The following is a 13223-nucleotide window of genomic DNA, read 5'->3' as shown; positions in this document are numbered from 1 at the left end:
CCGTGACCCACGAGATCCGCTACCGCGTCGTCGTCAACGACGAGGAGCAGCACGCCCTGTGGCCGGACGGCGCCGAGCTGCCGGCCGGCTGGCGGCCCGAGGGGTTCGTCGGCTCCGAGGAGGAGTGCACGGCGCACGTCGACCTGGTCTGGCCGGACATCCGGCCGCTCTCGGTGCGCCGCCGCCTGGAGTCCGGGGCGGACGCCCGGTGAGCGCCCCCGGCACTCCCCCGCCCCCGGACACCGACTCGCTCCGGCTCCGCCTCGCCGAGTCGGTCGCCCGGGCCTGCGACGGCGCCGTCGGCGCGTCGGAGGTGCTGGCGTCCACCGAGTCGCTCGCCGCGCTCGGGGTCGGCTCGCTCGCCCTGCTGCGCCTGGCGGACGCGGTGGAGGAGGAGTTCGGGGTCCTCCTCGACCTCGGCGACGGGGCGCTGCACGCGGACGGGTTCGACGGGCTCGTCGCGCAGTTGCTGCGGCTCGGCGCGGCGGAGCCCCGGTGGGCCCCGTGACCGGGGCGGCGGTGCGGGACGACGTCCTCGCCGTCCCCTTCGCCGGGGGCCGCTGCGGGACGGCGCCGCTCACCTGGGGGCAGCGCGCCATCTGGCACGCGATCGGCCGGACGGCGCCGAACGACCACTACTTCAACCTCGGCCGGGTGCTGCCCCTCGCCGACCGGGGCGCCCCGGTGGACGCCGCGCGCCTGGTGGCCGCGCTGACCGCCCTGGTGCTGCGGCACGAAGCCCTGCGGACCCGGCTGGCGGACCTGCCCGACGGCGCCCCCGGCCAGCGGCTGCACGGGGAGGGACGGTTCGACCTGCTCGTCCGCGACGAGCCCGACCCCGACCGGGCCGGTCGGACGGCCGAGGAGCTGCTGGCGGAACTGTCCGGGCGCCGCTTCGGGTACGCGGAGGAGTGGCCGGTGCGGTGGGGGGCGGTCCGCTGTTCCGGGCGGATCACGCACGCCGTCCTCGCCCTGTGCCACCTGGCGTCCGACGGGCACGGCGCGGAGGTCCTGGTGCGCGACCTGCGGCTGCTGGTGCGCCGCGGTTCGGCCGGGCCGGTCTGCCCGGAGACGCCGCTGGACCTGGCCCGCCGACAGGCCGGCCCGGCCGGGCGGCGGGCCGGCGCAGCCGCGCTGGCGCACTGGGAGCGGGGCCTCGCGCAGGCCCCGCCGACGATGTTCGCCGCCCCGGTCGCGGCGCCGCGCACGCCCCGGTTCTGGACCGGCCGGCTGGTCTCGGCGGCCCTGCCCCGGGCCGTGGACGCCCTGGCCGCCGGCCACGGCGTCAGCGGGTCGGCGGTGCTGCTGACCGCGGCGGCCGCCCTGGTCGCCGCCGGTCAGGGGCACCGGACGGCGGCCGTCATGCCGATCGCCGGGAACCGGGCCGCGGCGGACCGCCGCACCATGGTCAGCACGCTGTCGCAGGACGCCCTGGTGGTGCTGCCGCTGCCGGACGACCCGGCGGGGACCGCGGTCTTCACCGACCTGCTCCCCGGCGCGTTCGCCGCGTCCCTGGCCGGCTACCGGGCCGCCTCCTACGACCCGGCCGGGTGGGACGCGCTGCTGGAGCGGCTGGCGCGGGAGCGCGGCACGGAGGTCCATCCGTACTGCTGCTTCAACGACATGCGGCTGACCGAACGGGTCGCCGCCCCCGGCGGCGCTCCGGACGCCGGGGAGCTGGAGCGGCTGCGCGGGCGCACCGTCCTCGACTTCCCGGCCACCCAGGAACGGGTGGCCTGCCGGTACTGCCTGCACCTGACCGGCGACGACGCCGAGTTGACCGTCACCCTGACCGCCGACACCGCGTACCTGCCGCCGGAGGCGATCCACGCGCACCTGCGCGCCCTGGAGGAGGTGGTGGTCGCCTCGGCCGCCGGTTCCCCGCCGAAGCTGGCCGACCTGGGCGGGCTGCTCGGCCCGTCGCGGGCCCGCGCGTGACGGCCGCGCCCGTCCCGCGGCCCGTCGTCCACGCGGACGCCACGTCCTGCGCGCAGGGCGGCCGGATCCGCTGCCGGACGGCGGCCGGCGACGGCGGTCCGCTCACCGGCCGGGTGGTCGTCACCGACGTCGTGGCGGACCGCACGGTGCTCGTCGCTCGGGTGCGCGGCTCCGTCCACGACCTGGACGTGCCCGCGGCGTGGCCGAGTTCGCTGTACCGGGCGAGCTTCCACGACCACCGCCCCGAAGTGCCGCGGCCCGAGCGGGACGCCGAGCACGAGGTGTGGTTCGCGGTGCGGGCGGGGCGCCCGGGCGGTACCTCCCCGGTCCTGGTGAGCGTCCCGTTCCCCACCTGGCGCGCCTACCACCGGGCCGGTGAGCCGGGCCGGAGCCTCTACTACTCGGAGCAGCCCGCGCGCGCGGTCCGCGTCCCGCTCGACGCGCCCGGCGGGGGTCCGCCGCCGGAGCGGTGGGAGGAGCCGCTGCTGCGCTGGCTGCACCGGACCGGCCGGCCGGTCGAGTACTGCTCGGGCTTCGACCTGGACGACGGGGCGGAACTCCTGGCGGCCTACCGGGTGCTGGTCGTGAACGGTCACGACGAGTACTGGACGGCGGGCATGCGGGACGGCGTCGAGGGGTTCGTCCGCCGGGGCGGCAACCTCGCGGTCTTCGCGGGCAACACCGCCTGGTGGCAGTTCCGCCTGGAGGACGGCGGCCGCACCATGGTCTGCCACCGCGACGCCGCGACGGACCCGGTCGCCGCCACCGACCCGGCCCGGACGACGGTGGAGTGGTCCAGCGCACCGGTCGACCGCCCCGAGAACGCGATGACGGGCGTGAGCTTCCGCCGGGGCGCGGGGGCGTGGGGCGAGGGCATGGCGGTGATGGGCCGCGAGGCCTACACGGTGCGCTTCGCGGACCACTGGGCCTTCGAGGGGACCGGTCTGGCGGACGGGGACGCCTTCGCCCGGGGGGCGCTGGGCTACGAGACGGACGCGGCCGAACTCGACTGGTCGCTCGGCGTGCCGCGGGCCACCGGGCGGGACGGGACGCCGCGCTCCTTCGTCGTCCTGGCCACCGCCGACCTGGGGCACTGGCGCGCCTACGGGCAGGGCGGGTGGGCGACCATGGGGACCATGCGGCTCGGGGCGGGGTCGGTGTTCAACGCCGCCACCATCAACTGGGGGCGGGCGCTGGACGACCCGGCGGTGGCGCGGGTGACCCGCAACGTCCTCGACCGGTTCTCCGGGGCGCCCGCGCCCCGCTGGCACGCCGTCGGTCCGGCACCCGGGCTCCGGGCGCTCGCCGCCTGCGAGGGCCTGCTGTTCGCCGTGGCCGGGGACGGGACGACCCTGCTGCACCGCGAACCGTCCGAGCAGAACCTGCCGTGGACGCCCTGCCCGGACGGCCCGGACGGCCCGGAGGGTCAGTTGCGGCTGCGCTGCCTCACCGCCCCCCGCGAGGCCTGCCACCCGCTGCCGCTGGCGCTCCTGGCGGTGACCGAGGACGACCGGCTGGTGCACCGCGCGCCCGTCGCCGGTACGGCGCCGTGGGTCCACGCCGGGTCCGTCCCCCGCGGCACGACGGCGCTCGCGATGTGCGACAACACGCTCTTCGCGGTCACCGGGCACGACGACGTGCTGCACCACCGTCCGGCCCACCTCCCCGGGGCGGCGTGGACCGCGCTGGGGCCGGCCGGCGGCGCGACCGCGCTCGCCGTCCTGCACGCCCGGCTGCACGCCGTCACCCCCGGCGGGCTGCTCACCCGCCCCCCGGTCCTCACCCGGGCACCGTTCGCGCCCTTCGCCCCGCCGGTGCCCGTCCCGTCCGCCGGACCGCTGGCCCCGCACGCCGGCCGGCTGCTGATGGCGGCGGCCGACGGCCGGCTGCTCAGCCATCCGGGCGGCATGACGACGGGGCCCGCCCGGGAGGGCGGCTGAGCCGGTCACCGGACTCCGCCGCCGTTCCCGTTCCGTCGGGGGCCACGGCGGAGGCCCCCGGCTCCCCCCTCGGGCCGGGAGCCGGGGGCCCGGTCCTGCGGGCCGGTCCTACGGCCGGTCCGGGCGGGTCAGGAGATGGAGAAGACGGACGCCCACTTCTGGCTCGCCGAGCCGGCGGAGGCGGTGTTGGCGGTGACGGCCTGGCCGGCGGTCGCGGTGCCGTCGAGGACGAAGCCGGTGGCCGGGTTGGTCAGGGTGTAGGTGCCGGCGGCGTTCTGCGTCACCTGCCACTTCTGGTTGGCGGCACCGAGGTTGACGGCCAGCAGGGAGACCTGGCCGCCGGCGGTGGTCGGCGCGGTCAGGTAGAGGGGGATCGGGCAGCTGTCGGAGACGCGCACGGTGCCGTCGCCGTTGGCGATGAACTTCCAGCGCTGCGAGGCCCGGGTGGTGTCCAGCGCGGCGAACTCGGCCCCGGAGGAGAGGCTGAGGCTGCAGGTCCCGCCGCGCTGGAGGGCGACACCACCGCCGTTGCTGAGCGCGTGGTAGGCGTTGTCTCCGACGATCGTGGGGCCGTAGTTGACGGCGTGGGTGTCCAGGGCGGTCAGCGCGGCGCCGGTGGTGGACAGCGGCGGCACGGCCGTCGGGCGGACGTTCTTGAACCAGTCGGCGAAGGTGGCCGGCGTGTGCGAGGCCAGGGTGGCGATGGTGCGGTCCCAGCTGCCGTCCACCTGGTTCCACAGCTGGAGCAGCGCGCCGTCCACGTTGCCCTGCACCTGGTCGCCGGTCTGCCAGCCCGCGGCGGCGGTGAACGGGTAGGACGAGCCGTCCGGCCACACGTAGCGCTGGTCGCCCAGCAGGTAGGCGGCCAGCGAGTCGCCGAAGCCCTCGGTCCAGGCGCAGGTGGCGGACGACACCCTCTCGATGTAGTGCGGGCTGCAGTTGGTGACGGCCGGGAAGGTGCCGTTGTACAGCCGGTTCTGGAAGAAGTGGCCCGCTTCGTGCAGCACGGTGTGCTCGGAGTCCGGGTCGGCGTCGGCGAGGTGCACGGTGTTCGACAGGTCGTAGTACGGGCCGTCGGTGGAGCCGGACTGCCAGCGGACGGTCAGGGTGGTGCAGGTGGCGGCGTTCGCCTCGGCGGTCGTCCAGCACGGGGTGGTGGAGTTGGCCCGGCGCGACCAGAGCAGGTTGACGGTGTCGAAGGCGTGCCAGGCGCGGGCCGCGGTGGTCGGTTTGACGGTGCCGAGGGAGAGGCTCGTCGATATGTTCGTCTGGGTCGGCGTGTTGTGGGTGTAGACCGCGCCGGTGGCGTCGGTGACCTTCCACACCTGGTTGTCGCGGGTGGCGAAGCGGACGTACAGGTGGTCCATCGAGGCGGTGGTGACCGGGGTGTAGCAGAGGTTGAACGAGCCGTCGGCCGCCCCGGTCAGCTGGGTGTCCGGGTTCAGCTTGTGGTCGGTGTCGGTGGACTTCTCCCGGCCCCAGAGCTCGACCGAGGCGTTGCGGGCGGCCCGGGTCCGGGTCGGCTTGGTGGTGCCCTCCTCGGCGGACTGGTAGTCGAACTGGAGGTTGCCGCTCAGGCAGATCGGCTGCGCGGCGGCGGCGGTGCCGGCCGAGAGCGGCACGACGACGCCGGCGGCGAGCGCCGCGGGTACCAGCAGGCGGAGCAGGGCGGTGGTCCGGTGTGGCATGGACGTCCTTCCGGGAGGTGCCCGGCCCGCCGGTCGGCGGGCGGGGCGCGGGGAGGCCGGGCGGGCCCCGGCCGGCCCGGGACGCACCGTTTGGTGACGGTCCGTCAGGGCTGCGAGCCATCGTCGGTTCGGCGCCGCGCCGACCACCAGGGGCGCACGGAATCACCACCGCCGTTTGTGGATTTTGCGTGTACGCCCGCGCGCGTCCGGCCGCGCCCTGCGCTCCGCTTCCCGTCGTAGTCCCCGGGCCGGATCGCGCCGACGGGGGTGTCGGGCCGACGTGCGGCCGAGCGGGGGAGGCGGCAGGAACGTCCGAACTCGCCCACCCGGCAAGGGCGTTCGGCGGGCGCGCGGCCGGAGGCACCGTGCGCCCCCGGCCGCCGGCGGCGGATGGGCGGGCGGGGGAAGCGGCGCCGGGCACCGCCGGCCGAGGAGGCCGGGCGGGGCGAGGAGGGGAAGTCGCCCCGCACCGCGAGGCATGAAGGCTCGCTCGCGGGGCACGCGTCGGGTGCGGCGGACGAGGGCCCGGCCGACTCCCCCCCTGAGGCCGGGCCCCCCGCCGTACGGAATCCGGCCTGGGTGGCCGATCGCGGTTCCCTGCCGGGAACCGCGATCGGCCACGGGAACCGCCTTCCTCCGCTCGTGTGCCGCCGTGTCGACTCCCCCGCCGCCGGGGCCGTCCCGCACCCGGACGCCGAGAAGCCGTCGAGAAGCCGTCAGGACTCCGTCGAGACGGAGCGGACCGAGGGGCGTTCGGAGAAGGACGTCCTCGTGCCGGCCGGGCGGCTCGGCGCTGGACCCTCCCACGGGGGGAGGGTCCACCATGAGGGCGTGCGAGACGAACTCCTCACCATCGGGCGCTTCGCCCGCCTCTGTCGCCTCAGCGTGAAGCAGCTACGGCACTACGACGACTCGGGGCTGCTGGTCCCCGTCCGCGTGGACGCCGGTTCCGGCTACCGCTACTACGCGCCCGAGCAGGTGCGTGACGCCCTGACCATCGCCCTGCTGCGCGAGATGGACCTCCCCCTGGCCGTGATCGCCCGGGCACTGGCCGCCGGGCCCGGGAGCAGGGCGGCGATCCTGCGGGCCGAGCGGGACCGGCTGGCCGAGCGGATCAGCCGGGACCGGGCCCGGCTGGAGCTGCTGGAGCGGCTGGCGACGGACGGCCTGCCCGGCTACGAGGTGACGCTGGGCAGGGAGCCGGAGCGGCGGCTGGCGGTGGTGCGGACGGTCTGCACCCCTGCGGGGATCGGCGCCGGGTTCGAGGAGTGCGCAGGTCGGCTGCTGCCCGCGCTCGGCAGGACGGGAACCGCGTGGGAGCCGCCGCTGTGGGGGCTGTACCCGCTGGATCTGGAGGAGCGGACGGAGATCGCCGTCGGAGCGCAGACTCCGCGGGGGGAAGGCGTGCCCGGCCTGGAGTTCGAGGTGCTGCCCGGCGGACTCGTCGCCGAGACCGTGCACGTCGGGCCCTACGGGCAACTCCCCCTGGCCTACCACGCGCTCTTCGCCGCCGTCCACGAGCGCGGTCTGCGCCCGCGGGCACCCGTCCGCGAGGCGTACCTCGTCGGACCGGCGCAAGCACCGCCAGGAGAGCTGACGACCCGTCTGGTCGTCCCCGTCCAGGAGGCCACGACATGAGCACGGTGGTGGACATCGACGCCCGCGGCACCCGGCACTGCGAGACGTCGACCCTGGGGGTGCTGTTGCGGCACCAGGGGCTCGACCTGTCCGAGCCCCTGCTGTTCGGCCTCGGCTCGGGCCTGTCCTTCGTCTACTGGGACGGCAAGAACCTGGACTTCCCCTTCCTCGGGGGACGGGTCAAGCCCTTCGACCTGACCCGCAACCTGGCCACCGCGCTCGGGCTGGAACTCCTGGTCCGGGAGACCACCTCCCCGCGCAGGGCGTGGGAGGACGTGGCGGCCTCCCTCGACGCCGGCCGCCCCGTCGGGCTCCAGCTCGACAGCTACCACCTGGACTACTTCGATTCGAAGGTCCACTTCGGCGGCCACGTCGTCGCCGTGTACGGCTACGACGACCACCGGGCCCACCTGGTGGACACCGACCAGCAAGGCGGAGCCGTCTCCACCAGCCTGACCGGTCTCGCCCGGGCCAGGGCCGCGACCGGCCCGATGACCGCCAGGCACCGGTCCTTCACCCTCACCGTCCCGCGCAACCCGCCCGCCCTCCCCGGACTCGTCGTCCCCGCCATCACCTCCTGCGCCGACGCCTTCCTCGACCCGCCCATCGCCAACCTCGGTTACCGCGGCATCGCCAAGGCCGGCAAGCTGGTGCGCACCTGGCTCCGGCGCACCGACGACCCGCGACGCGACCTGCCCCGGGCCGCCCTGCTGATGGAGCGGGCCGGCACCGGTGGCGCCCTGTTCCGCAACCTCTACCGCGACTTCCTCGCCGAATGCACCGAGCTGCTCGACAGCAGCCACCTGCGCACCGGCCACGCGCTGTACACCGAGGCCGCCCTCCTGTGGACGGAAGTAGCGGCACTGATCGAGAAGGCCGGCGAATCGGGCGACGCGCGGTGCCTCGTCCAGGCCGGATCGGTCCTCGACGATCTCTCCCGGATGGAGCGCGAGGCCATGCAGGCCCTGCGCCGCCTGGGGAGCGAGACCCCGAAGTGAGAGAGAGGAGCTCGGCCACCGGATCGCCGCCCGGTGGACGGCACGCCTCGGTGACGGGGACGCCGCCGGGTTGCTGGGACCGGACGGTGGCGCGGACCGGGCGGGCGGCCTGCCGATCGCGCTCGTGGCGCCGCGCGTGTTCCTGATCGCGCATCAGGAGCGACTGTTACAGCGGGAGTTGCGTAAAATCCCGCTCGGCAGGGTGTCCGCAGGGGAGGCAGCATGTCCAGCTCGAATGATCACACGGCCGACCCGACCGGTTCCGCGGGATTCGGCCGGACCGGCCACGGCCACGGCGCCCGGGACACGAGTGCGGGGGTGCGATGAACTCCCCGGTCTGGCCGAAGCCGCTGCGGCAGGGGGATCCGCACGCGGTGGGCGGTTTCCGGCTGGAGGGTCGGCTGGGCGGCGGCGGGATGGGGCAGGTGTTCCTGGGGCGCTCGCCCGGCGGCCGCCCGGTCGCGGTCAAGCTGGTGCGGCCCGAGCTGGCCGACGATCCCGGGTTCCGGCGTCGGTTCGCCACGGAGGTCGAGGCGGCCCGCCGGGTCGGCGGGTTCTACACCGCCCAGGTGGTCGAGGCCGACCCGGACGCCGACCCACCGTGGCTGGTCACCGCCTACGTACCCGGCCCGTCCCTGCACCAGGCCGTCGAGACGCACGGCCCGCTGCCCGCGGAGGGGATCGCCGTGCTGGGGGCGGGACTGGCCGAAGGGCTCCGTGCGATCCACGCCTGCAACCTGGTGCACCGGGACCTCAAGCCCTCCAACGTGATCCTGGCCGCCGACGGTCCCCGTGTCATCGACTTCGGCATCACCCGCGCGCTGGACGGCACCTCCGCCACCGCCTCCCGCGTCGTGGTCGGCACCCCGGCGTTCATGTCCCCGGAACAGGCCCGGGGCCACGAGATCGGCCCGCCCAGCGACGTGTTCTCCCTCGGACTCGTCCTGGCGTTCGCCGCCACCGGCCGCAGTCCGTTCGGCACCGGCCCGGCCGAAGCGATCGTCTACCGCGTCGTCCACGACGAACCCGACCTGGCCGGCCTGCCCTCCCACCTGACGGGCCTGGTGCGCCGCTGCCTGGCCAAGAGCCCCGGGGACCGCCCCGAAGTGGCCGACGTCCTCGGGGAGTTGACCGACCCCGCCCGGACGACCGTCCACTGGCTCCCCGAGCCGGTCACGACGATGATCGCCGAGCGCCAGGTGCAGACCCTGACCGCCCCGTCACCGGCGACACCCCCCGATCCCGGTTCCGGTCCCGGCGACGGCCGTCCCGACCGACCGTCCCCACCACGGAGGCGGTTCGGCTCCGGCCGGGCACGGATCGGCGTCGCGTGCGCCGTCCTCGTCCTCGGCCTGCTCACCGCCTTCGCCTTCACCGGCCTGCCCTCCTTCTCCCACCCGCAGGCCGACGCCACGGCAAGCTCTCCCGCCACGCCCACCCCCACCCCCACCCCGAGCCCCACCCCCAGTCCCAGTCCCAGCTCCACCCCCACACCCAGTCCCCCGCCCAGCCCCAGTCCCACCCCCAGCCCCACTCCGAACGCCGTCGGCCAGGCGTTCGCGGCGGTACGGGAGGGCGACTGCTTCCACGTAGGGGACGGAGACCCGAGCGACTTCGGTCTCGGCCAGCCGAACGACACCTTCAAGCCGGACTTGGTGCCCTGCGACGCGTGGAACGCGTACTACCGAGTCACCAAGGTGGTGCCCACCGGCACCGAGTGCCCGGGCCCTCCCAACGGGGGCAGCGCGGACTGGGTCCACGAAGGCGGCCCTCCCGACATCACCCTGTGCCTCGACCGCCAGTTCCGCGCCGGCGACTGCGTCCTCGGCGACGGCGAGGGCAAGCTGGACACCATCCACTTGCTGGACGGCTGGAACTGCTCCGACTCCGACACCCCCGGCGACGAGTACCGCGTGCAGATCTTCCGGATCCTCGGCCCCCACCAGGGCGACGAGTGCGGCACGAGCTCGGTCCAGGCCCTCCACGGCACCGTGACGCTGTGCCTCAAGGTGCTCTGAGCTTCTGAGCCCCTTCGGACCGCCGCCCCGCCCGCCCACGGGGCGGGGCCTGGTCAGCCGGCTGTCGGGGAAGCCCGGCGTCCGCCCGGGCGGACGCCCTCCGTCGGCCCCCGAGGATCTTGACTCAAGGTAAAGGCGAGCCTAGGTTACTCACGAGTCAACCGGTGCGGCGACGGCGCGTGAGCCGCCACGGCGCCGCTCCGCGCGGGTGCCGCACGGAACCGAGAACCGTCCCCACGACCAGCTGCCCGATTGGACGCACCGCCATGGACTCCCTCCTGCTGTCCCGCCGCGACCTGGACTTCCTGCTCCACGACTGGCTGGACGTCACCGCCCTGACCGCGCGCGAGCGCTACGCCGAGCACGACCGGGACACCATCGACGCGGTGCTCGACCTCAGCGCGGAGATCGCGGCCCGGCACTTCGCCCCGCACAACAAGAAGAACGACGCCCAGGAGCCGACCTTCGACGGCGAGCGGGTGCACGTCATCCCGGAGGTCGGGCAGGCGCTGCGGGTCTTCGCCGGGTCGGGGCTGGCCGGCGCGGCGATGGACCACTCGGTGGGCGGGCAGCAGCTGCCGCAGGTGGTCGCCCACGCCTGCATGGCCTGGTTCCAGGCGGCCAACGTCGGCACCGCGGCCTACCCGTTCCTGACGGTGGCCAACGCCAACCTGCTGCTGGCGCACGGCAGCGCGGAGCAGGTCGACACGTACGTGCGGCCCATGGTGGAGGGCCGCTTCTTCGGCACCATGTGCCTCTCCGAGCCGCAGGCGGGCTCCTCGCTGACCGACATCACCACCCGCGCGGTGCCCCGGCCGGACGGCACGTACCGGATCACCGGCACCAAGATGTGGATCTCCGGCGGCGACCACGACCTGAGCGAGAACATCGTCCACCTGGTGCTCGCCAAGATCCCCGGCGGGCCGGCGGGCGTGAAGGGCATCTCGCTCTTCGTCGTCCCCAAGTACCTGGTGGCGCCGGACGGTTCGCTCGGCGAGCGCAACGACGTGGTGCTGGCGGGCCTCAACCACAAGATGGGGTACCGGGGCACGACCAACACGATGCTCAACTTCGGCGAGGGACGGCACACTCCGGCGGGCGCGCCGGGCGCGGTCGGCTTCCTGGTCGGCGAGCCGCACCACGGCCTGGCGTACATGTTCCACATGATGAACGAGGCCCGGATCGGCGTCGGCCTGGGCGCCGCCGCGCTCGGCTACACCGGCTACCTGCACGCCCTCGACTACGCCCGCACCCGCCCCCAGGGGCGCCCGCCCACCGGCAAGGACGCCGCCGCCCCGCAGGTGCCGATCATCGAGCACGCCGACGTCAGGCGGATGCTGCTGGCCCAGAAGAGCTACGTCGAGGGCGGCCTCGCGCTGAGCCTGTACTGCAGCCGCCTGCTGGACGAGGAGCGCACCGCCGCCGACGCGGACGGGCGGGCCCGGGCCCGGCTGCTGCTGGACGTGCTGACCCCGATCGCCAAGAGCTGGCCCTCGCAGTGGTGCCTGGCCGCCAACGACCTCGCCATCCAGGTCCACGGCGGCTACGGGTACACCCGCGAGTACGACGTCGAGCAGTTCTACCGCGACAACCGGCTCAACCCCATCCACGAGGGCACCCACGGCATCCAGGGCCTCGACCTGCTCGGCCGCAAGGTCGTCATGGGCGGCGGCGCGGGCCTGCGGCTGCTGCTGGAGACGATCGGCGCCACCGTCCGGCGCGCCACCGACGCCGGCGGTGAAGCCGGGGCGCTGGGCGCCGGGTTGGCCGCGGCCGCCGCCCGCGTCGAGCGGACCACCGCCGCGCTGTGGGCGGGCGGCGACCCGGACACGGCGCTGGCCAACGCCTCCGTCTACCTGGAGGCGGTCGGGCACGTGGTGCTGGCCTGGATCTGGCTGGAGCAGTTCCTCGCCCTGCCCGAGGGCGGGGACGGCTTCCACCAGGGCAAGCGGCAGGCCGCCCGCTACTTCTTCCGCGTCGAACTCCCCCGTACCGGGCCGCAGTTCGACCTGCTGGACGCCCTCGACCGTACGGCGGCCGACACCCGCCCCGACTGGTTCTGACCACCCGCGCACCGCCGCCCGCCCACGGTGGCGGCGGATCCGGGGCCCGAAGCGGGCGGGGCCTCCGCTTCGCCCCGAACGGGGACACCCGCGTTCGTACAATGAGCCGGTGTCCGCGCAACCAGCCACCAGTCTCAGCGGCCGCCGCTTCGAGGAGGACCACCTCCTCGACGCGGCGCTCCGCGTCTTCCACGCCGAGGGGTACACCTCCGCGCAGATCGCGGACATCGCGCACCGGGCCGGGACAACCAAGCCGACCCTCTACGCCCGGCTCGGCACCAAGGAGCAGATCTACCTCCGCGTCGTCCAGCGCGAGGCGGAGGCGTTCCGCAGGTCGGTCGCCGACGCCTACGAACGGGGCGACCGGCTCCCCCTCCGCGAGCTGACCGAGGTCGGCATGGAGCCGCTCTTCCGCTTCGCGGCGGAGCGGGCCGAGGGGTTCGGCCTGCTCTTCCGGGGCGACGAGACCGGCGACCGGACCGCGGCCCTGCGCAGGGAGGTCGTCAACGACGTGACCGAACAGCTCACCGCGCTCATCAGGCGCCGGCAGGACGCCTTCGGACCCGACTTCGGGCCCCGGGCCGACCTGCTCGCCGCCGCCTGCGTCGGTGTGGCCCGCCAGGTCTGCGAGCACGCCATCGACACCGGCACCGACCTGGGCGCCGCCCAGCACCTGGCGGCCCGCTTCGTGGAGAACGCCCTCCGCAACCTCCACCGCGCCGCGCCGACCGCCTGATCCCGCCCGCGGTCGCCCTCCCGTGACCGAGGTCCGGCGGGTCCGGCGGCGGTCTGGTGCCTCCGCCGGGCCCCACCGGATCACCGGGTCACCGGATCACCGGGTTCAGCCGGTCTGGACGGCGGTGTCGTCGATCACGAAGGAGGTCTGCAGCGAGGAGTCCTCGACCGCGTTGAACTTCACCGTGACGCTCTGGCCCGCGTA

Annotated in this window: 10 protein-coding genes and 1 pseudogene; 9 read left to right on the top strand and 2 right to left on the bottom strand. The window is 75.1% G+C overall.

Features of this window, described 5'->3' with window-relative positions:
- Positions 1 to 2: 2 nt before the first annotated feature.
- Genes OO48_RS11570 through OO48_RS11555 form a run of 4 tightly spaced genes read left to right on the top strand, consistent with a single transcriptional unit; the run spans position 3 to position 3878 of the window.
- Complete coding sequence (locus OO48_RS11570) at positions 3 to 212, top strand: MbtH family protein (RefSeq protein WP_033214932.1); 210 nt, start codon at positions 3 to 5, stop codon at positions 210 to 212.
- Complete coding sequence (locus tag OO48_RS11565) at positions 209 to 508, top strand: phosphopantetheine-binding protein (protein WP_051732019.1); 300 nt, start codon at positions 209 to 211, stop codon at positions 506 to 508. The genes OO48_RS11570 and OO48_RS11565 overlap by 4 nt, the downstream gene beginning before the upstream one ends.
- A complete protein-coding gene (locus OO48_RS11560; RefSeq protein ID WP_209439461.1) occupies positions 496 to 1938 on the top strand; it encodes a condensation domain-containing protein in 1443 nt (480 codons plus the stop codon). The genes OO48_RS11565 and OO48_RS11560 overlap by 13 nt, the downstream gene beginning before the upstream one ends.
- On the top strand, positions 1935 to 3878 hold the full coding sequence (locus tag OO48_RS11555; RefSeq protein ID WP_245194599.1) for a N,N-dimethylformamidase beta subunit family domain-containing protein: 1944 nt from the start codon (positions 1935 to 1937) through the stop codon (positions 3876 to 3878). The genes OO48_RS11560 and OO48_RS11555 overlap by 4 nt, the downstream gene beginning before the upstream one ends.
- A gap of 128 nt (positions 3879 to 4006) precedes the next feature.
- On the opposite strand, the gene OO48_RS39215 is transcribed toward OO48_RS11555, so the two are convergent.
- Entirely contained in the window at positions 4007 to 5566 is a 1560-nt protein-coding gene (locus OO48_RS39215) for an RICIN domain-containing protein (RefSeq protein WP_051732018.1), read from the bottom strand.
- Between the two features lie 831 nt (positions 5567 to 6397).
- On the opposite strand from OO48_RS39215, the gene OO48_RS11545 reads away from it, so the two are divergent.
- From OO48_RS11545 to OO48_RS38865, 5 genes are all read left to right on the top strand, one after another.
- Positions 6398 to 7204, top strand: a complete 807-nt coding sequence (locus OO48_RS11545; protein WP_033215014.1) for a MerR family transcriptional regulator — start codon at positions 6398 to 6400, stop codon at positions 7202 to 7204.
- Positions 7201 to 8202 (top strand): BtrH N-terminal domain-containing protein, encoded by a 1002-nt coding sequence (locus OO48_RS11540; RefSeq protein WP_033214930.1) that lies wholly within the window; start codon positions 7201 to 7203, stop codon positions 8200 to 8202. Before OO48_RS11545 ends, OO48_RS11540 begins: the two co-directional genes overlap by 4 nt.
- A gap of 323 nt (positions 8203 to 8525) precedes the next feature.
- Positions 8526 to 10220, top strand: a complete 1695-nt coding sequence (locus OO48_RS39210; protein ID WP_051732017.1) for a serine/threonine-protein kinase — start codon at positions 8526 to 8528, stop codon at positions 10218 to 10220.
- A 266-nt stretch (positions 10221 to 10486) separates the two neighbouring features.
- A complete protein-coding gene (locus OO48_RS11525; protein ID WP_033214925.1) occupies positions 10487 to 12283 on the top strand; it encodes an acyl-CoA dehydrogenase in 1797 nt (598 codons plus the stop codon).
- Positions 12284 to 12392: 109 nt separating this feature from the next.
- Positions 12393 to 13019, top strand: a complete 627-nt coding sequence (locus tag OO48_RS38865) for a TetR/AcrR family transcriptional regulator (RefSeq protein ID WP_051732016.1) — start codon at positions 12393 to 12395, stop codon at positions 13017 to 13019.
- Between the two features lie 105 nt (positions 13020 to 13124).
- On the opposite strand, the pseudogene OO48_RS41160 reads toward OO48_RS38865, so the two are convergent.
- Positions 13125 to 13223 (bottom strand): annotated as a pseudogene (locus tag OO48_RS41160) (neutral zinc metalloprotease); the annotation flags it as partial.

Source organism: Kitasatospora phosalacinea, from assembly GCF_000716545.1.
GTDB classification, from domain to species: domain Bacteria; phylum Actinomycetota; class Actinomycetes; order Streptomycetales; family Streptomycetaceae; genus Kitasatospora; species Kitasatospora phosalacinea.
Note: the sequence above shows the minus strand (reverse complement) of the source record. Positions and strands in the feature narration are given on the sequence as shown.